The 20,355-nt window shown below is 49.7% G+C and carries 12 protein-coding genes; all 12 read left to right on the top strand.

Features of this window, described 5'->3' with window-relative positions; all coding sequences use genetic code 11:
- Positions 1–21 precede the first annotated feature (21 nt).
- The 12 genes from PsAD26_RS14225 to PsAD26_RS14170 are packed head-to-tail and all read left to right on the top strand — an operon-like array spanning position 22 to position 20,322.
- Entirely contained in the window at positions 22–303 is a 282-nt protein-coding gene (locus tag PsAD26_RS14225) for a hypothetical protein (protein WP_063291939.1), read from the top strand.
- A 42-nt stretch (positions 304–345) separates the two neighbouring features.
- Positions 346–2,454, top strand: coding sequence for a type VI secretion system tip protein TssI/VgrG (gene tssI, locus PsAD26_RS14220; RefSeq protein ID WP_063310963.1), 2,109 nt, complete (start codon positions 346–348; stop codon positions 2,452–2,454).
- A 20-nt stretch (positions 2,455–2,474) separates the two neighbouring features.
- Complete coding sequence (locus PsAD26_RS14215) at positions 2,475–3,056, top strand: hypothetical protein (RefSeq protein ID WP_208985695.1); 582 nt, start codon at positions 2,475–2,477, stop codon at positions 3,054–3,056.
- The gene (locus tag PsAD26_RS14210; protein WP_057465268.1) at positions 3,053–3,343 is read left to right on the top strand and encodes a PAAR domain-containing protein; all 291 of its coding nucleotides are present in this window, start codon (positions 3,053–3,055) and stop codon (positions 3,341–3,343) included. Before PsAD26_RS14215 ends, PsAD26_RS14210 begins: the two co-directional genes overlap by 4 nt.
- Positions 3,344–3,347: 4 nt before the next feature.
- Positions 3,348–4,163, top strand: a complete 816-nt coding sequence (locus PsAD26_RS14205) for an FHA domain-containing protein (RefSeq protein WP_084403678.1) — start codon at positions 3,348–3,350, stop codon at positions 4,161–4,163.
- Entirely contained in the window at positions 4,153–4,647 is a 495-nt protein-coding gene (tssJ, locus tag PsAD26_RS14200) for a type VI secretion system lipoprotein TssJ (protein ID WP_084403677.1), read from the top strand. Before PsAD26_RS14205 ends, tssJ begins: the two co-directional genes overlap by 11 nt.
- Positions 4,647–5,984, top strand: coding sequence for a type VI secretion system baseplate subunit TssK (gene tssK / locus PsAD26_RS14195; RefSeq protein ID WP_063291937.1), 1,338 nt, complete (start codon positions 4,647–4,649; stop codon positions 5,982–5,984). Before tssJ ends, tssK begins: the two co-directional genes overlap by 1 nt.
- Positions 5,985–6,012: 28 nt before the next feature.
- Positions 6,013–7,431, top strand: coding sequence for a type IVB secretion system protein IcmH/DotU (gene icmH, locus PsAD26_RS14190; RefSeq protein WP_063310961.1), 1,419 nt, complete (start codon positions 6,013–6,015; stop codon positions 7,429–7,431).
- Positions 7,428–11,057, top strand: a complete 3,630-nt coding sequence (tssM, locus tag PsAD26_RS14185) for a type VI secretion system membrane subunit TssM (RefSeq protein ID WP_063310960.1) — start codon at positions 7,428–7,430, stop codon at positions 11,055–11,057. The genes icmH and tssM overlap by 4 nt, the downstream gene beginning before the upstream one ends.
- Positions 11,058–11,107: 50 nt before the next feature.
- Complete coding sequence (locus PsAD26_RS14180; RefSeq protein WP_063310959.1) at positions 11,108–13,846, top strand: hypothetical protein; 2,739 nt, start codon at positions 11,108–11,110, stop codon at positions 13,844–13,846.
- 47 nt (positions 13,847–13,893) lie between these two features.
- Positions 13,894–17,145, top strand: coding sequence for a hypothetical protein (locus PsAD26_RS14175; protein ID WP_063310958.1), 3,252 nt, complete (start codon positions 13,894–13,896; stop codon positions 17,143–17,145).
- Positions 17,146–17,175: 30 nt separating this feature from the next.
- Positions 17,176–20,322 carry a hypothetical protein gene (locus tag PsAD26_RS14170; protein WP_063311071.1) on the top strand — a complete coding sequence of 1,049 codons (3,147 nt, stop codon included), beginning with the start codon at positions 17,176–17,178 and terminating at the stop codon, positions 20,320–20,322.
- Positions 20,323–20,355 lie beyond the last annotated feature (33 nt).

Genomic DNA, 20,355 nt, shown 5'->3' with positions numbered 1-20,355 from the left:
CAATTGATAATGGAGTTTCAAATGGCAGAACTCATTGAAATAGAAGAAGTACCTGAGATCTACGTCATGGAGTACGGCGGCAATTATTACCTTGTTCGCGGTGCAGCTTACCTTGATCAGATCCTATTTGGCAAAGAGCCACTTAGCTTCCCCGTGCTCATCAAATCCGTCAAGACCTGGGATGAGGTTCTCGTGAACTGGGAGAACACCGGAGGTTCCATGCCCTGGATTCTCAACCCCAGCATCGTTGAACGGATGGAACGAGACAATCGCAAACTGACCTCAGACAGCTTTAACGCCTGAGACCGATCAAAACAGCAGTTTTAGAAATAGGCAGGTCCTGGAATGTGTGCGAGCAAAATAACTGAGAACCGGCTGTTTACGATCAGCTTCGATGGTGGAGATGACAGCTTCCACCTTTGGAAGATGAAGATGACCAGCGAAATGAGTGAGCTCTACGAAATGGTCGTTGATTGCCGATCATTCGAGCATGACCTGAGCCTTGATAAGATGCTTGGGCAGACACTCACGGTTGAAATGAAAAAAGTATCCGGCACAAGCCTGTCCTCTGACCAGTATCTGAATGGATTTGTGACCAAGGCCATCTATACGGGACAAGATCATGGGTATTCAACTTACCGGCTTATTGTACGCCCGTGGCTTTGGTTTTTGACCCTTACCAGCAACTGCCGGATTTTTCAGGAAAAGTCGACGCCGGACATCTTGAAAGAAGTCTTTCAGGAAGCTGGTTTTACTGACTTTAAAAACAAGCTGAGTGACAGTTATGATCCTCGGCCCTATTGTGCTCAGTTTCAAGAAACCGACTTCAACTTTATCTGCCGCCTGATGGAGCAGGAAGGGATCTATTATTACTTTGAGCATGAGGACGGCCAACACACCATGGTATTGGCAGATTCCTATAGCGCTCATGAAAACATCAAAGGCGAGTCCAGCCTTCCCTTCTATTCTGAGGAAGACCATTTCCGTCGCGGAGCAGATCACTTTTGGGATTGGCGACACAATGAAGAGATCCAGACGGATGAAGTTGAAATCAATGACTATGATTTCACTAAGCCCACGAGTGATCTGAAAGCTAATGCTAGCGAAAAGAAGTCCCACCAGCTTTCTGGCCGCACACGTTACATGTATCCCGGCCATTACGAGGAAGTCAGTGTAGGTGAAAAGCGAGCCAAGGTGCGCGTTGAAGAAGCCAGTGCGGCTTACGCTAAGGTATATGCGCGCGGCAACGTCCGTGGATTGCGCCCCGGATACCTTTTCAAATTGGATCAGTTTTCAGACGACCCAAGTCAGGAAAAAGAATACCTGATCACGAAGGCGATCTGTGAGGTCTCAATCGAGTTTGCGCGCGATGAAGAGCAGGAATTTTATGACGCAATCACCTATGAGATTGAGGCGGTCGATTCCAGCGTTCAATACCGTAAAGCCTCTACTTCACCCTGGCCTAATATGAACGGGTTGCAGTCCGCAGTTGTTACTGGCGCGGATGGTGAAGAGATCTGGACCGATGAGTATGGCCGGATCAAGGTGCAGTTCCATTGGGATCGTGACGGACAGAACGATGACAAATCTTCTTGCTGGGTGCGTGTAGCGCAAATGTGGGCTGGTAAAGGTTGGGGTGGTCTCCACATTCCCCGTGTTGGGCAGGAAGTCCTCGTTGATTTCTTAGACGGAGACCCTGACCGACCTATTGTTGTGGGCAGTGTTTACAATGGTGAGCAAACCGTTCCTTACGATCTGCCCGGTGAAGCCACGAAATCAACGCTCAAGAGTGAAACTTCCAAGGAAGGTGGCGGTAACAACGAGTTTCTGTTTGAAGACAAAAAAGACGAGGAACTCGTTCAGCTCACCGCTGAGAAGGACTATGAGCGCACCGTCAAAAACAATGAAACCGTCAAGATTGGCTTCGACAAGCAAGAAGATGGTGATCAGACAATCGAGGTCTACAACAACCGCAGTCTGACCGTTGACCAGGGTGATGAGACCTACACCATCAAGACTGGTGGCCGTACGACAACCGTCGAGAAAGACGACGCGCTTTCGGTCAAATCTGGCAATCACACCATCACTGTCGAAAGTGGCGACCAAAGCATCTCCATGAAGCAAGGTGCGCAGACCGTTGAAGCCATGAAAGACATCGGTGTGACCTCACAAACCGGTGATGTGAAAGTGGATGCATCCGCTGGATCTGTGAAGGTCTCCGGAACTCAAGCTATCGAGCTTACCTGCGGTGGCAGCTCCATCAAAATGGATCCTATGTCGATCACCCTTACGGCTGGTCCTAGCTCCCTCAAGCTTGAGGCAGCTCAAGCTGAGTTGAAAGGCTTAATGGTGACCGTAAAGGGTGATGTTCAGGCGACCGTCGACGGGACCTTGACCACCTTGAAAGGCGCCGGCATCACAACGGTACAAGGTGCTCTCGTCAAGATTAACTGAGGTGTATTATGGAAAATAGCGTGACAAATACTACACTGCTCCTCAACTCCTACAAGGATCTACTTGAAAAGAGACCTTTAGAACTTGGAGATGAGGCAGTACCACTGATAGAGGGACAGAAACCGTCTATCGAAGTTGTGGATACCTTGGCAGAAGCGGAGCTCATGTCTGACGCCATTAAGGTTCTCGCTCACGCCCTGAGTAAACCACGCGCAGTGTGGTGGGCCAGTCAAGTCAGCAGAGCTACCTTTCCGGAAGGCAGTCAACCACCCGATGAAGACGAAATAGCGCTGAAAGCCGCCGAAGACTGGGTCCGCAAACCCGAAGAAGACCTGCGCCGTGCAGCAATGAAAATTGCTGATGACGGAGGATATAAAAGCGCCGCTTCTCTTGCCGCGGCAGCGGCTGGTTGGAGTGGCGGTAGTATGGGATCTCCCGAATTTGACCCTGCACCTCCCCCAGAAAACCTAACTAGTATTGCTGTAGGGTCATCTATAGTTTTGTCTGTATACGACAGTAACGTGGAGGACCCTGAAGAGTTCTTAGTCAAAGCTTACAAGTTGGGACGAGCACTCGCAGATAATGAAATAGAGGCCCTATGAGTTTCCCAGCAGCACGCATGACAGACATGCACGTCTGTCCAATGGTGACCGGTATCGTTCCTCACGTGGGAGGCCCGATATCTCTTGGAGCACCGACGGTTTTGATCGGAAACTTACCAGCGGCGCGTATGACTGACATGTGCGTGTGTGTTGGGCCTCCAGATACAATTATGAAAGGCAGTGTCACCACTTTGATCGCCGGATTGCCGGCGGCGCGTATGCTGGATGTCACTGCTCACGGCGGCACCATCATCCTTGGCTGGCCCACAGTTTTAATCGGGGGCTGAGGATATGACTGATAACACGAGCATCGTTTTAGTACTCATTTTGACCAAGGGGCATGAGTTGGTCGACACAGGAAAATGCACGCGCATACTGCGACAGGAACGCTGCGTCATTGGACGTGGAAGCAGTGCGGATTGGATTCTACCCGATCCTGCAAACCAACTTTCGCGCCGTCATTGTGTCGTTGAGTGGAACGACGGGGTCTACCGCGTCGTCGATACCAGCTCTAATGGAACCTTTGTTAATGATTGGGACGAACCAATTCCCAATGGTGAGGCCTGTGGCCTTCAGGATGGTGATGTTATCAGAGTCGGAAACTATTACATCAGCGCACAAATGTTGCCAGAAGATGCTGATGCACGTCTGAAAGTGGATGATTTTCTTACAGAACCTGAGAACCCAGATCCACTTGCAAATCTTCTTCCTAAAGAACTCGACATGGAGGATGACGACTGGGTCGATAACCAGATCGTTACCCCTGAAGACGAACTTTCCGAGGTTCTGAATGACCCACTCGAGTCTCCAGAATCTATTCTCAGAAAGGCGACTGAAACACTGGATTCCTACCCTGCGAGTGCTGGGAAAGAGCCTATTCCACCAGTTAGTTATGGATTTGAAGGATACAAATATTCCAGCTCAGTGCCGTTTGAAAGTGAAAGCGGTATCTCGAGCGAAGAAGGTGCGAGTGCGTGGGATCACAACCGCACGGAATCCGATGCCTTTAAATTGCCCAGAACGCATCACCAGACCATTCCTGAGGACTGGGATGTAGCCCCGAAAAAAGACATTCAGAACAAAGCTCGTAAACCAAATGACGATTAGCCACATCAAATGCATTGCGTACATTTTGCTTTTGAGTATCGGTCTGGCCTCCTGCTCCGCCGAGATGCCGATGCCTGTCATGATCACGACGACAGTCATCGCGGACAAGGAGTTGAACCAGAACGCAGATGGAATGTCGACGCCTGTTCAGGTGAAGATCTTTTACCTTACGTCTGATGCCGAGTTTAAAACTCATGACTTTTTCACTTTGTTTGAAAAAGGAGACCAGGTTCTCGGTAAAAACCTGCTTGCTATGAAGGAAGTTTTCATAGCTCCCGACAAGATCATGAAGGTAGCAGTCAAGGTTGACCCCAGTGTGGCGTTTGTCGCCGTGCTCGGTGCCTTTCGGAAAGTGGACACAGGAACGTGGAGTTCGGTGATTATGGTTCCAAACAATCAACCATCGAGCCTCATTGCGTATTTGAGCAAGCTTGAAATTACTCTGCAGCCCGACAAGACAGTAAAAGAAGGATGGTTCTATTAATGACCACTCATAACAAAGTTGTCTGGTCAGAAGGTCTGTTTCTACAGCCGCAGCACTTTCAGCAGCATGATCGCTATCTGGAACAGCTGGTCAGTGACACTATCTCAAGCATACGTCCTCACCCCTGGGGCCATACAGAGCTGAAGATCAATCAGGAAGCCCTGAAACTGGGCCAGTTTGCACTCAATTTTGCCAGCGGTCTGATGCCGGATGGTACACCTTTCAAGATGCCACAGGAATGTGACGCACCTGCGTCTATTCCAGTTCCTGAAAGCGTAAAAAACTCGGTCGTCTATCTTGCACTACCCATTCGACAACCTGGTGCCTACGAATATGAATATCCAGGTGTACAGGAAACAGCTGCACGCTATGTGGTGCATGAATCTGAGGCACGAGATGCAATCACTGGCAGTGATGCCAGCGTTCAAATGGAAACTGGTCGGCTGCGGTTTTCTTTTAAATTCGATTTTGAAGATCTGGAAGGCTGGATCTGCTTACCAATAGCTCGCGTGATTGAAGTACGGGCAGATAAGCAAGTTATTTTAGATGACGAGTACATCTCCACCTGCCTCGCCTCACATTCCTCCTCGGTACTCTACGGGTACATTCGCGAGATCTGGGGCATGCTGAGCCATCGCGCGGACGCGCTTGCAGGGCGCGTTTCAAACTCCGGTAGCAAGGGTGTTGCTGAGATTTCGGACTTTCTGCTTTTGCAAACTGTCAATCGCTATGAACCACTCTACGCCCACTTTGCACAAACGCCGTCGCTTCATCCTGAGGCGTTGTACCGAATTTCGATCCAGCTGGTTGGTGAACTTGCGACGTTTACGGCAGCAGCCCGGCGACCTTCAACGCTTCAACCTTATCGACACGAAGCACTCACGGAAACATTCGCTCCTGTGATTGCCCATTTGCGGCAGCATCTTTCTGCTGTTCTGGAGCAGACTGCTGTGCCGATACCACTGGAAGAACGCAAGTACGGCGTTCGTGTTGGCATGTTGCTTGACCGCAGCCTGATCAAGTCGGCTCGGTTTGTGCTTGCTGTTAGTGCTGACCTGCCATCGGAAGTGATCAATCGACACTTCCCAGGGCAGATTACGATTGGGTCTGTTGAACAGATCCGAGACTTTGTGAATTCCGCTTTGGCCGGCATAGCAGTGAAACAACTGCCAGTCGCACCAAGGCAGATCCCGTACCACACCGGCACAGCATATTTTGAACTGGATCCGGCCTCATCACATTGGGACGAAATCCGCGTTTCTGGCGGATTGGCGATGCATGTCGCGGGTGATTTCCCGAAACTTGTGATGGAACTCTGGGCGATCAGAGAGCAATAAGCGGCTAACGGACTGAGGAGTTGAGATTATGGCAAAGAAGGACTTCACTGCCCTTTCGGTGGATTCAGTCGACACTGTCATCTCGACTGATGCGCCCAATCCTGATCATCCTGATAGCGGTAGTACCAACCTTCCAGCACAAACGCCAGCGGGCTATTGGTTCCTTGGCGCTGATGATATTCAGTTTGTCCCACTTGGGAACAATCCTCTTATCAAAGCAGCCTCCAGCTTACTGGCTCTAGCTGCCCGCTTACGAAATCACGCTCAGCACCGTGATGTAAACGCCCTGCGCTCTCATGTTATTTCCGAGATCCGCGCTTTCGAACACAACGCTATGCTGAACGGCCTTTCTTCTAAGACCATTCGCATTGCCAGATATGTGGTCTGTGCAACCCTCGATGATATCATTCTCAATACTCCGTGGGGCAGTCGCAGTATTTGGGCAACGCAAAGCCTTGTCAGCAACTTCCACAAAGACGTGTCCGGTGGCGATCGTTTTTATGATCTATTGAGGAAGACGCAGGCCAACCCAAGTCGTGACAAAGATCTTCTGGAATTACTGTATCTTTGTATTTCTTTAGGGTTTGAAGGCCGCTTGCGGATCATGCCGCAGGGCACGAATACGATGTCGCGCCTGCGTTATGGCATATCACGCCTCATTCGCTCGTTGCGAGGAGATCAGGAAACCGACCTTTCTCCTCACTGGCGAGGCGTTGAAGATGCATACCGACCTTTAAAATGGTCTATTCCGGTTTGGGGCATCTTCTTTGGTGCAGCTCTCCTCGCTTTGCTGATTTATGCTGTGCTCGCGCTTTGGCTAGGCGAGAAAAGTGAGCGCATTGCGTTCCAGTATGAATCTTTAGTCAACACAAGCCCAATCGACCTGACGCACCAACCTGCACCACCACGGGCAGCTCTACCGAACTTGCCACAACAACAGGCAACACCCGGCACTCCTTCCTCACCTCAAGTCGTTCGTAACAGCACGTTGCCCGCTTTTTTGCAAGTTAGCAGGTTCCTTGCGCCTGAGATCCGGCAGGGTCTTGTCGTCGTGATGGATGTGCAAGGCAACGTGGTTATACGCCTGACAGGTTCTGGCATGTTCGCTACTGCAAGAGATACGCTCACTGCCCGCTTTATCCCAGTCGTAAATCGTGTCGCTGAAGCGGTAAACACGCAGCCCGGCACAATCAACGTGGTTGGTTTTTCAGACAATATTCCAATTCGAAATGCCCGTTATCCGAACAACGTCGCTCTTTCCAAGGCACGTGCCCAAACAGTTGCGGACCTCATCAAGGTCAGACTGACCGACAAGACCCGCGTCAAAGCCATCGGCAGAGGATCTGCTGATCCGATTGCGACCAATGCAACAGCTGAAGGGCGTGCTCAGAACAGACGCATTGATATTACGCTTGTTCCGCCTCCTGGCCAGGGAGGCCAGCAATGAAGAAACTCAAACGCTTTTTCCCCTTTTGGTTTGTTACGCTCCTCATCACACTAATCTTGTGTGTGGTCATCTGGATTTATGGCCCAAGTCTATCGATCTTCGGCGCAAAACCTTTTGCGATGGCTGTCGTTCGTATGCTGATCGTCATGGGTCTTTTGATGATCTGGGCAGCAATCAATATTGCACGCCTTTCCCGGCGAGCAAGAGAAGCAGAAGCAAAGAACGAAGAAGAAGAGGAAGAAGAAGAGCCTGAAGTCGATCTTGATGAGTTGGCGAAGAATGAAGCAGCGCTGGTCTCTGGAAAGGTTGAAAAGAGTCTGAACATTCTCAAGACTGCGAGTGTCGACGGTAAACTTGGCCGTAAGGTGATTTATCAGCTGCCCTGGTATTTGATGATTGGGCCAGAGGAATCTGGCAAGACCACTGCTCTTTTACGTTCTGGAATGAAGTTTCCACTGGCTCACAAGCTGGGCCAGAAAGTGGATGCAGCAACGATTGAGCCCACTGCAGAATGCGAATACTGGTTCAGCAACAATGCGATCATCGTTGACAGTGCCGGCCGTTATACCATGCAGGACCAAGATGAGGTCATCGATGCTTCTGGCTGGAGCACACTGCTTTCATTGATTAAGAAAAACCGCCGCCGTCAGCCACTTAACGGAATGATCATTGCGATCAATCTTGCAAAGCTTGCAACGATGCGGTCGGATCAGCGTTTGGATATGGCACGAACGGTCAAACAACGCTTCAAAGAAGCTGAGAAGCAACTGGGCCTGCGTTTCCCAATCTACGTCATGTTCACCAAGATTGATTTGATTGCCGGTTTTGCGGACTATTTCCAAATCCTTGGCCGAGATGAGCGGCACCAAGCTTGGGGCATGACCTTCCCCGTTGATGATGGCAAATCCTCAGAGAATGCGATCAGTCATTTCGATGAGGAGTATGAGTTGCTCATGGAGCAGCTCAACTCGCGCGTCTACGACTACCTGAACAAAGAAACGGACATTCAGCACCGAAGTCTGATCTTCAGCTTCCCGCAACAAATGGCCTCACTGCAAACCGTGTTGAACGATTTCCTAACAGAGATGTTCCGCCCCAATCGTTACGAGGACCGCAGCTTTCTGCGCGGGGTATACTTCACCTCTGCGACCCAGGAAGGTCAGCCTGTTGATTTACTCGCAGGCTCGATTGCACATGCCTATGGAATTGGCCGGCAAGCTCTTCCCTCTGCTCCCTACGAGAAACACGCTTACTTCCTTGAGCGTTTATTCTTTGACCTGATTTTTGGCGAAGGCAACCTTGCGGGCGAGAGCAAGCAAGTGATGCGCAAACAGAAAATCCGCAAGCGTCTTTCGTTTGCGGCTTGTGTGGTCGTCCTTGCATTTCTGACAACAGTTTGGGTCATCAGCTATGAGATGAACCAGGAAAACATCATTAATCGAGCTCAAGCTGACCTGAAAGAATACCCCAAATTTGCGGATCGAATTGACGCTGTCCGTGTCAATGACGCCAACTATCTATCCGTGTTGCCGTTGCTGAACTACCTTCGAGATCTGCCGGGTGGGTTTGCGGATCAACAACAGAAACCGCCTCAAAATGAGCGTTGGGGCCTTAACCAGATTCCGAATGTTTCAGAGGATGCGGATGCGCTTTATCACAACGGTCTGGAGCGCTATTTGCGACCGCGCATGATGCTCCGCCTTGAGCAGCAGATGGTTGCAAACATTGATAATCCAGAATTCCTGTTTGAAGCCTTGCGGATTTATCTGGAACTGGCAGACAAAGGTCCGCTCGAACCAGAAGTTATTCAGCGTTGGGAAGAAACTGACTGGCAGTCCCTTTACAGTGACCCTCGGCAAGTGACAGAGCGCGACCAACTCTCAAATCATCTTACAGCATTGCTGGCTCAGCCCTTTAAGGTGCGGATTGATGTGAATACAGAGTTGGTTAGTCAGGTTCGAGAGATTCTGAATGCAACTCCAATCGCGGAGCTGGCTTATTCCTTCATCAAAGCCGGGCAAGCCGCTCAAAGCCTGCCGGAGTGGCGTCCTGACGAAGCTGCTGGGTCTGCCGCAACACGCGTTTTCACACGATCCTCAGGCAAACCTTTGAGCGAAGGGATTCCTGGCCTTTACACTTATGAAGGCTTCCGTGGTGTGTTTCTCCCTCAGTTGGTTGATAGTATTCAGAGCTTCGTTCGAGAAAGCTGGGTGTTGGGTCCTAATGGTCAGTTGGAAAACAAGGAAGAAACCGTCACCCGTATTGAGCGTGGTGTTCTGGGGCTTTATCTGGATGACTACGCTCGCATGTGGGATGCGATGCTGGCTGACCTGCGCATAGTTAAGTTCACAAGCCTGTCGCAGGCGACAGACGTCATTAACACGGCTTCCGGTCCAAACTCACCTATCCGCAATCTTCTCGTCTCAGTGGCTGAGCAAACACAGCTTACACGGACTGAAGCTCCATCCAGTGCTACCGGTGTTGCTCAAAACGTTGCAGGCGGTGCAGCTCGGATTGCACAGGAAGAAGCCCGCGCGACAACCAATCTGAGACAGCAACAGCTTGTTGAAGTGCTTGGTGAAGCTGTTCCAACGAGCGAGGGTGGCCCTAAACCGGTTCCACCGGGGACTTCTGTTCAGGCGCGCTTTGAGCCTCTTGACAGTTTCACGTTAGGATCAGGCAGCGGTACCACTCCGCTTGACGCATTACTGATGAAGGTCACTGACCTTTACCGCGAACTCAATCGGATATTACTGGCTAACAACACTCAGCAAGATGCATTGAGTTACATTCTTGGTGGCGGAAGTGACGCGGTTAAAACACTGAAGGATGAAGCGCCTAACGTTCCAATGCCGTTGCAAAGCTGGATATTAGAAATGCTTCAATTCTCCTCTCAAGTTACTGTAAACGACGCTCAAAAAGCCATCAATGCAGCCTGGGATTCTGAGGTTTTACCTTTGTGCAGCAACGCACTTTCTGGCCGCTATCCGGTGGTAAATGGCCAGCAAGCATCGGTGATGCTGGACGACTTTTCGACCCTGTTTAAACCGGGCGGCAAGATTGAAGCGTTTTTCAATACCAACATCAAATCATTCGTCGATACCTCCTCTACACCCTGGAAATGGAGAGAGAGCGATAACGCCAAAATTGGTGTCTCAAAAGACAGCCTTCAAGTCTTCGAAAAAGCTAACGATATTCGCAACGCATATTTCGCAAATGGGGGGGATAAACCATCTGTTGCATTTACGATGACACCCTTGGATCTGGACGTCGGATCAACCAGAGTTGCGCTCACCGTGGATGGGACAACAGTGAGCTATGCGCATGGTCCAACACGCCCGATCGAGTTGAATTGGCCTGGCGAAGGTGTACCAGCTGCAAGTCTCGCATTTTTTCCTGCGATTGCCGGAGAACCTAACTCCATCAATCTCAGCGGACCATGGTCCCTCTTTCGTTTATTGGAAAAGGCAAGCGTGACAAAAACTGAGCTACCCGATCAATACAAGGTGAGATTTACGCTTGGAAATCGGTTTGCCACCTTCAACCTCATGGCCAACAGCGTGAACAATCCATTCTCAGCCAGGCTGCTTCAGAATTTCACCTGTCCTAAGGAGCTCGATACCTAAAATACAGGTTTAGTGGTTCTCGATAATAATAAAACCAATTGGAGCCTCGAATGTCTGACGATCAACTCACACCCCAACAACTTGAATGGGTGAAATCAGTTTATAAAGCACTCGGCTGGGCCTTTAAGGAACAGGATGAGGCTGAGCGTGAGACAGCCGCAGCAATCAAAGAAAAAGAAGAGAAAGAGATTGCGCAGGCAACAGCTAAAACAAAAGCTGAAGACGATAAAAAGGTCGGAGCGGCTGTTACAGAAGCAACCGCAGAACGCATAAAAGCTGAGAGCGATGAAAAGCTCAAAGACGTCACCGCACAACTCTCTGAACTGAAAGCGGACGTTAAAGATCATTTTGTTCATGAGAACGAGGACACCGATGCAGACGCTATGGCAGCGCTTGCAAGTCAGAGTAAGCAACTTCTGGAGCGTCTCAACTCTGTTTACGGACACAAGAAAGATTTTGAGAATTATCCAAGCGAAGCAATTGCTTTTGACAAGAGCTATGAAAACGCAAAAGCGCTCATTCAAACCGCAGCTTTAGAGATCAAAACCAAGGACACTGATGGCGCTCATAACAGCCTTCTGGATGCTGAATCCACCATCGATGATATGCAGACGCTTTGGCAGGGTGTTGTTGCAGCAGCTAAAAGCAAACCTGCAGAACCTCCTGTTCCAGCTGAGTTGAAGCCATATGTCATGGAAGTTGGTCAGGGTATCAAATCAATGACTGCCATTGGTTTTTCTGGCCTTGCAACGCGTCTTGGGAGAACCCTGAAGGACATTAGAACAGCTAAATTGTCTAAAGACGACCCTGCTTGGGAAATTCTGCTTTATGACAACGAGATGGCGGTGGCGGCCGTTGGAGAATTTAGTCAACTCAAGAGCCATATTCAAAAACTCGCTACCAGCTTGCGTAACTCAGGTGTCACGGATGCCGCAGGCGCAGTTGAAACAGATCTAGATAGCTACATGTCGGACGATTCCAAGACAGTTCCGACCATTCGCAGTCTGCTTGCCCAACTCAAGGCCTCTGCATCTCATAAAAACAGCATGAGAAAAGAAGAAAAGTGGGACACCGCTAAGCTTGGCGAGCGTACAGAGCGCTTCCGTGATGATTTGAAGAAATTGGTTCTGTACGACAAGCAAGGCAATCTGGTCACCAAACCTGATGAACGCCGTGCGATCAAACGCGCCGGTGATGTCCCCGGCCTGAACCAGGATGTCATGATCCAAATCCCACGTCGCCCGAAAGATGCGAAGGAAATACCACGCAAAACAATCGATAGCCTTCTTCAAACCTTTGACTTTCTTGATGAGTTGAAAGCCTCCGGTGTTACTGGAGTTGAAGATATTGCCGTTGAAGAGTTCCTGAAAGCTGAAGCAATCCTCTCTGGCATCCAAAAGGATCCCGGCGCTTACAAGAAGCTGACTAAGAACCTGGATAAACTACGAGAGAAAATTGACAAGATCTCGAAGGGCAAAGAAGGCGCTTACTACATAGAAGAACGTTTGCGTCTCAGAGATGACATCGACGAGTTGGAAGATGAGGCTCTTTCCATCAACATCGAAAAGGCGTTGGCTTCGTGTACGGAGATGGAAGCCAAGCAACTGCACCCTCTTGAAGAAGGTGTCCGCAAGGCGGTCAAAAACCGCGAATTGTTCGATACCAAAGTCAAGATCATCGAGAACCAGTTTACAGAGATCCCAAAACTGCTTTCGCAAATGGGTAAGGCAGACCCTAGTCTTGCAAAGATGGTTGGCTCGCTGTTCGCTCCAGATGAGATCAAGCAATATCATGGTGATCTAGACGTGTTTTTCGATCAAGCGAAAGACCTTGCGTACAATGCAACAACGAACGACGAGCTAGCTCATTCGCTTGATCTGGCGAACCGTTTAATCTTCCGTGTTGACCGCTTCGTACTGGAACTAGAAGGCCAGTTAAGCCATCTGCACAAGCTTGCTGAGATGGAGAAGAAGGGCGAGAAAATTACCGATGCGGATCGCTTCAGCAAAGAAGAGTTGAAATACTTCAAAAAGCTGGAAAATGATTACAAGAAGGGTGTTGCTCGGCAGAAAGACCAGAAAGAAGCCAAGAATGCCTTCCTCACCAAGTCTGGCCCACTTAAGGATGAGCTGGATATGATGACATCGAAAGACATCTCCATCAAACGTATCCTCGCTTACTACAAGGGTGTTGACCGCGTTGATCCAAGTAAGTTCGATACGTCACGGTTGAAAGAACTTCGCATGGAGATTGCCGAACTGGAAGAGCAGTCTGACGCTTCTCATACGCACAAAGAGAACCTTGCTAAACTGAAAGAGCTGGAAGGTGCTCTGGATGCAATGCGTGGTGAAATCACAGGATTCCGCGAAGACATTGCAAAAGACATTTCCAAGTTTTCCGACAACTGTCTCAAACGCCTGACTGACGCCAAGAAGTATATCGATAGCTCATTTGTCAATGCAGTGAAAGACAAGCAGGACACAGGTGAAGAGGCCGTGGACGTCGCTGCTTTGCGGAAATTCTCATCGAGTATTTCTCAACCGCTGGCCCTAGCAGAGTTGCCTAAGGAAGTTGGGATTATTGCTGACAAGTCAAAAGACCTAAGAGAGCGCAAAAAAGCCCGAGAAAATGCCTTGCGGCAAGTGCGGCCACTGATTGCACAGCTCGACAACAGTCAGGCTATTCAGCTGTATATGCGACACCCCTTCAGTGATTTACCGAATGAGTTGAATATTCTTCGACCTGAGCTTGTTCAACTGGAAGTGAAGCTACTCTCGCTCGGCGGCTAAAGTGACAAACAAGAAGGATCGAGAACGATCCCATACTGGAGTTTCTCATGACGTTAACTCCCTCCCAAATTGAATGGCTCTCCCAGGCCCAAGGAGGCGTGGAGAACTTCGAAGTAGATAGTGAAAACGAAGAAAAGAAATCTGCAGAACTGACCGATATTTTAGCAAAATTGGATTCAGATAAAGCGGTTATTCACAAAGCTCAGGGTTTTCAGATTGAGCTTGCCCGAAGTCCAAATGTGTTTAAGCGCAAGCTGCAAAAAAGCAAAATGGACTTTATGACAGGCGACATGAAAACCGAGGTCGATTCCTATGCGGATGTGACTTCTGAAACGCCTCTCATCGATTCTGACAATGTCGATGCACTCAATGCAGCCTTCGGCAAGATCCTAGAGCGGCAGGCGGAGATGATTGCCGCTAAGAAGAAGGATGGGAAGACACGACTTTTCAGTGATGCAGACATCACGCGGGAGCTTTGGACACCTCTGGTTCGTGAAGGGATCATTCCGTCAAACATCGTGCCGGATAAATACAGTCAGTTTGTGCAGATGTTTCAAGGTGCCTCTGAGATCTATGAGGGTAAACTAGAGCAGCATAGTGAAACGGCCTCAAAATACGAGAACACGCTTGAAGCCATCGGTTTTGCGCGTGATGTCGTCTCCCTAGCGGGTAGTCTTGGTAGTAGTGCGCTGACTATTGCTAATTTTGAAGACCAGTCCCGCTCACTGGCAGAAAAACGCGAAATTGCAGCCAAACGCCAGATTCTGAAGGGCAAGCAGGACCAGATTGCTGGTGACCTGCGGACTGAGCTCAAATTGGGTGAAAATACCTCGGATGCGCAAGTTCTGGAGGCCGCGGCCCAAAATGGCGAATATGGCAACCAGATCAAAAGCTATCAGAACGTTGAAGCTGCACAGTCACAGCTCGTTGAGCAACTGATGGGGCAAAATAAACTTTTCGAAGAAGAAAAAGCTTTGCTGACGATGTCTACGTCGCTGCTGGATGGCGGCCTTGCCATGGCAGAAAAGGGTATTCAATTTTCAGAACGGCAAAAGAATGCCAGAAACACACTCGCGTTTGCGCAGGATGCTGCTGATATCGTTGCAGGCCAACTTAAGCTTGCTTTGGAGGCAACTGGTAAGACCTATGAGCACGAAGAACACCAAACCACCGATCAGATTGAATTTGCAGGTGCTGCAGATAAAGATACACTTCAGAACATTTCTTATGCTGCAGGTGCTGTGAGTGTCGCTATTGAAGCCAACCAAGTTGCGCGGAAGATTGCCTTAGCAACGCAAGCAAAAACGAACAAAGAGCGGGAGAATGCAGTTTTGCAAATTGCTGGCTCTATCGCTGACTCTCTTGCTGAGGCTTTTTTTGCTGCGGGTGACGTTCAAGGCCATGTCGATACAGGTAAGCAAGATTCTGCACTGACTCTCAAGGACGAAAGCAAAGCATATGCCTACGGTGATCCTGGGCCTGGACCTGGAAATGAAAATGACCAGACAGAACTGATTGGTGTTTCCATCAAGGCTTTTTTTGTCTTAGGCGTCAACACCGGTACTGCTGTTAAAGCACTCAAAGATAAGGATTACAAAGCCTTTTCTGAATCCCTTGTTCTAGGTTTAACGCAGCTAGCTTCTTCTGCTACCACAGGCCCCCTCGCCGCTATGGCTAAGCCTGACCTTGCTCTCAATACTGACGAGGAAAAGAAAGAACTGAGTGAGCTCTCCGCTCGCGAACTCATGGATCAGAAGCTTGAGCGATCCGGTTGCACCTTTAAGCGAACAGAACGCGAAGAATTTCTGGATGGTTTTCAAGATCCGCAATACTTGCTCAAGATCACGAACAATATGCGTGAGATGCAGGATGCCTTCCGCGAGGCAAACGATAAGAAGAAGATGGATGCTGAAACGGTAAAGCGTACGAACGCTGCCATTCAGAAGATGGAAGCGAAGAAATCCTGGGACGCGCTTGCGGACTTTAAAAAGAAACAATCCAACAAGAAAGAACGCGAAGAGTTTATGCAAAAGCTCGAAGCGGACGTTGAAGCAGAAACAAAGGCGCTGAAAAACCTGATCGAGGAAGCCTCTCCGCCTCCCGATCCTGAAGACACGAAGGCTCTTCAGAAATCAATGGAAGCAGTCGAAAGGCTGATTGCTGACATCAAAGCATCTGAAATGAAGTACAAGTTGATTGAAAAGATCGCCAAGGGTGGTGTGCAGGTTTTGGTGCGGGTTGTTCCAGCAACCGGAATGGTGGAGGCTTGCAGAAAACTAGCCTTTGACGCCATCGCGTTGGGCAAGAAAGCCGCTGAGGTTGAGAAGTGGCGCAAAAATGTGAAGATGGCGCAGACAGCAAACTCGCCATATTACCACGCTTGTAAAGAACGCCATACGCAGGCAGCAGTTCAAGTCAGCCAGAAAACGATTAACACCTTCTTGTCTATCATCGGTGTGGCCTCAGAGGCAGCACGCTTAGCGGATTCAACGCAAGCCTCTACTGGACTTTCTCTTGCAAAGAACATGGGGCAGGCACTTTCTGATTTTGGCTACAAAACTTACGGACGCGCCAAGGTTGTTTTCGGATGGCGGAAATATCTTGATGCCCGCAGAAATCCAGAGAACCGCAAGAAAGCTCGTGAATCGATTGCCTGGAACTCGACACTTGCCAAGTGTGTGCTTGCCTACGGCATTGTTGAGGAACGTGATCCAATCGCTCAGCAAGTTGGCCGCAACTGCGGTCTAACACCTGAAGTACTGGTCTCAAACAGTGACGTTTGTGCTGCGGTGGTGCGGTATTTCGAGACGCTTTATAGCGAAGATCCTGTCGTATTGAGGCGTGTTCCAAAGGTCGCAAACTGGCACCCTGGAACACCCGATCTGACACTCAAGAGTTGGTTCAGCTTTAAGCGTGCAGCCTCTACAAAAGCCTATCCTTTGATGGCCAAGGAAAGCTGTAAGACACCAACTATCGAGCAATCCCTTAAAGCATTGCACACTTTGTGTGGCGGAGATCCGTTCAATTATCCCTCTGTTCGGGATGATATGATCTCTGATGACAATTGGCAGGAAAAGATTTTGGCCTACGCAAAAGATGTTCAGAAGCATCTTGAAACTCTTGAACGGGAGTTCAAGGGGTATCGGCCAGTTAATGCCGAACCAACCGACAAGAAAAAGCAGGCTTGGACGGGTGGCCGATTGCATGTCGAAATGGTGGAAGTCGCGGACTCCTTGCGCGCGCAAGCGACATTGATCCTCCGCGATGCCAGAGCAGATGTGAAAACCTATAGTTCTTAACCCGCTCTCCTGTACAGGTTGGAGTTTGTCATGCCCTTTACCGCAAAACAGCTTACTTGGCTCAAAACAGCGCAACAAGGCGCTGGCCATTTTGAACAGAATTCCGAACGTGTTGCAGCCAAGGCTGGACGATTGAATGACATTATGACCAAGCTGGATGGGGACAAGGAAACCATTCGCGAGGCCCAGAACTTTGAAGTAACGCTGGCGCGGAATGAAAAGTGGTTCAAACTCCCCGGATCCGGTACAAAGATGCCCTGGATGACCGGGGATATGCAGACAGAGATTGACACCCGCGCGGATATTCGCGCCGATAGCGGGGCAATCAATGCTGAGACACTGAAGAAACTTAACGCTTCTTTCGAACGCATTCTGGCCCGGCAAGCCGAGATGATTGCAGCCAAAGATAAAGATGGCAAAGAGATGTTTTCCGAAGAGGACATCACACGAGAACTCTGGACACCGCTGGTTCGTGAAGGGATTATTCCCTCAAACCTAGTCCCTTCCCGCTACAGCCAGTTTGAGAAGATGTTCAAAGGCGGAGCTAAGATCTATGAGCAAAAACTCGAAGAGCATAGCGAGACCGCTTCTAAGCACGAAAATACGTTAGAAGCCATCGGTTTTGCACGTGATGTGGTGACACTCGCCACCTCTATCGGCTCCAATGCGATTACCCTAGCCAATCTAAACACGGTTGCTGGTGACGCCCCAGACAAAGACCAGATCTCCGCCAAGCAAGAAGTCCTGAACAACCAGAAAGGCCAGGTGACGGGTGAATTGCGTACTTCTCTTGGCATGGATGCGAATGCCAGCTCGGAAGACGTCATCAAAGCTGCAAAAGATGCAGGGCAATATGGAGATCAACTTCAAAAAGTCACCAACATCGATTCAGCTTTGAATTCACTGGGCGATAATCTCTCGAAAGATGCCAACTGGGTGGCTGAGCAACGTGCGTTGTTTACCGCAACCACCACATTGCTTGATACCGGTCTTGCAGCTGCTGAGAAAGGGATTGTCTTCTCAGAGCAGAAAGGCAAAACAGCGGCCGATAAGCTGAGCTTTGCGAATGAAGCAGGTGAGATGATCGGTGAGGAAATCAAAAAAGTCCTCTCCGCTGGTGCTGCTTTTGACAAATCCGCCTCTGATCGCAAAGGGGACGATGACCACGGCAATATTTTTGAGGGTGTTTCTGGCCTGATTGATGTTGCGATGGCAGGTGGGCGCGTCTCAGAGAAAATTCTGCAGGCTACACAAGCTCCCGACAAAGACGCCAAGCAAGAAGCGGTGATGTCCATTATTGGGACTCTAGCAGATTCCCTCTCTACGGCAATTTCGTCAGGCTCGCAGTTGAGCGGCACGGAATCCGCGACTCCTGAAATTGTTGGTGAAGCACTTAAGGCTGCAATGATTGCTACGACTGACGCTGGTACCGCAACGAAAGCGCTGATTGATGGTGATTATCAAGCCTTTGCGGAAGCCCTCACAGGAGGCTTGGCAAACCTTGCCAGTGCTACTGGTTCTGATGCCATTGGTGATGCCATTACGGGTAAGATTCAGCCAGACCAAGGTGAGTTGACTGAAGAAGGCGAAGCTGAAACTGAAGGCCTGACACCGCAGCAAATTCTTGAGAAGAAACTGAAACTTGCTGGTCCAAGTGCTGGAGTTCAGAGCGTTGAGAAGAGCATGGAGCTTCTTTCTGACGATGACATCATGGCAAATGTCAACGCACTGCTGACTGGCGGTCTTGATAAGCTCAAGAAGCCAGGCCGCGATGAAAAAGACGCTGAGATCGTCAAAAAGAATACAGCGGCGGCACTGAAAAAAATCGAAGAAGAAAAAACAGGCAATGCGCTTGCTAGTTTGAAGGAGAAGCTTGCTGATCCTAAAGAGCGCAAAGCTTATATGGATGAGATTGAGAAGGCAGCGGATGAAGAACACAAGGCTCTGCAAGACCTCATCGCAGAAGCTTCTTCGCCAGATGATCCCAATGATGAAAAGGCCGTCGAGAAGTCGGTGAAGGCCATCGACACTTTGCTTGCAGATATCAAAGCCTCTCAAATGAAGATCAAGATGATCGAGACCATTGCAAGTGGTGGTGTAAAGGCAGTCACTACGATCTTCCCTGCAACGGGCCTTGCTGAAGCGATCCGAAAATTGACCATGGACGCCATCGCGCTGGCGAAGAAATCTGCCGAGGTCGAGAAATGGCGTAAGAACGTCAACATGGCTGAAGCAAGTAACTCGGTCTATTACCATGCTATCAAAGAGCGGCACACGCAGGCTGCCATTCAGGTGAGCCAGAAGACACTGAACACCTTCTTCTCAGTTGTCGGTGTTGCGGCTGAAATTGCACGCCTGGCTGATGCAACACAGGCCTCTGCCGGTATTTCCGCAGGCATGAACATGGGCCGTGCACTTTCTGACTTCGGTTATAAGACCTATGGCCGTGCGAAGATTATTTATGGCTGGAAGAAGTATCAGGAAGCCCGGATGGATCCTGCAAACCGTAAGGCCGCGCGGGCTGCGATTGCGGGCAACTCCACGCTTGCCAAGTGTGTGCTCGCTTACGGTATCGTCGAGGAAAAAGATCCAATTGCCCGTCAGGTTGGCCGTAACAGCGGTTTGACACCGGAAGTGTTGGTTTCCAGCACAGATGTATGTTCTGCAGTTGTGCGGTATTTTGAGACGCTTTACAGCGATGATCCTGTTGTGCTGCGCCGTGTTCCAAAGGTAGAGAACTGGCACCCTTGTACGCCTGATCTGACTTTGAAATCCTGGTTCTTGTTTAAGAAGGCAGCGACCACGCGAGCCTATCCGAGGATGGCTCGAGACAGTTGTCTGACACCAAATATCGACCGTTCTATCAAGGAGTTGCATAAGCTTTGCAATGGTGATCCATTCAAGTACCCAGAAGTTCGCGATGAGCAATTGAGCAAGCCGGATGGTATGAAAGCAGTGTTTGATTATGCCACACAGGTTGGCACTGAACTGGACAACCTGAAGAAGGGCTTAGATGCTTATGCGCCGGTGACAGACAAGCCTGAAAATCCAAAGATCGAGAAGTGGACCGCTGGTCAACGCCATTCTGAAATGGAGGCTGTTGTTGATGCGATGTCAGCTCAGATCGAGCTTGTACATCGTGAGATCACAGCTGATCTGAAGCTCTATAAAGTCTGAGCTTAGCCTGTAACACAAACAGCAAAAAACCGG

This window comes from Pseudovibrio sp. Ad26 (genome assembly GCF_001623285.1).
Taxonomy (GTDB): domain Bacteria; phylum Pseudomonadota; class Alphaproteobacteria; order Rhizobiales; family Stappiaceae; genus Pseudovibrio; species Pseudovibrio ascidiaceicola.
Note: the sequence above shows the minus strand (reverse complement) of the source record. Positions and strands in the feature narration are given on the sequence as shown.